Source organism: Carboxydothermus pertinax (assembly GCF_001950255.1).
In the GTDB taxonomy this organism is placed as follows: Bacteria; Bacillota; Z-2901; order Carboxydothermales; family Carboxydothermaceae; genus Carboxydothermus; species Carboxydothermus pertinax.
Genome location: NZ_BDJK01000058.1, coordinates 1 through 844 on the forward strand (window position 1 = coordinate 1; position 844 = coordinate 844).

An 844-nucleotide genomic window follows, 5' to 3' on the forward strand; every position below is an offset into this window, starting at 1 on the left:
CTTTTTGCTGCATAAATTTTGGGTCTTCTAATATTTCTTTTGCTTCTTTTATTAACTTATAGGTCTTAGGGTGATCTTCTGGATTAATTTGTTCTTCAACATTTTCAATAACTCCATCTATATAGTTTTTCATTACTCTTTTTGCTTCTTTGTGATCTTCAATTTCTTTATAATTTGGTATTTCCGTATTTTGCTTTTCAAGCACTTCGGGAGCTTCTTCCTCTAATTTTTTAAAAATTTCTTTACTTATGTGTTTCATTACTCTTTCCGGTACTTTTTTTATTGTATTTGCGCTTACGTGAGTGCAATCTATACTAACTCCATCATCTTTGATTATTCCCTTTTCTTTACATTGTCTGATTATTTCGGTCAATATATCATCTAAGGTTGCGTCATCAATTCTGTGCACTCTAAATTTCGCTAATAAGCTAGGATGAGGTAATTCATCATCAGGATTTAACCCCAAAAACCACATAAAGGCAAGATTTACTCCTATCTCTTCTATTATTTTTTCATCAGACAAGTTATAAAGTTGTTTTAATAGCAATATCTTTATCATTAATTCCGGTTCTTTTGCCGGCCGCCCATAGTATTTACAATATGATTTCTCAAGTAATTTATTTATAAAACTAAAATCTACTGCCTTGTTGATTCGCTTCAACAAGTGATTCTCAGGTATCCGATTATATAAGACAGAATAGATACTTAGTTGATTGTCACGACCTTTTAGCATAAAAAAGCCCCCAAATTTAGATATTATACATAAATTATATCATAAATTTAGGGGCTATTGTTATTTTATTCTACATTTTCTATTTTTTATAATACTTTTTTCAGGGGTCTC

Annotated in this window: 1 protein-coding gene; it reads right to left on the bottom strand. The window is 30.1% G+C overall.

The annotated features are described in order from the left end of the window. The coding region (locus tag cpu_RS11960; protein WP_200800694.1) for a transposase at positions 1-733 on the bottom strand (733 nt) is incomplete at its 3' end. Positions 734-844: the final 111 nt, after the last annotated feature.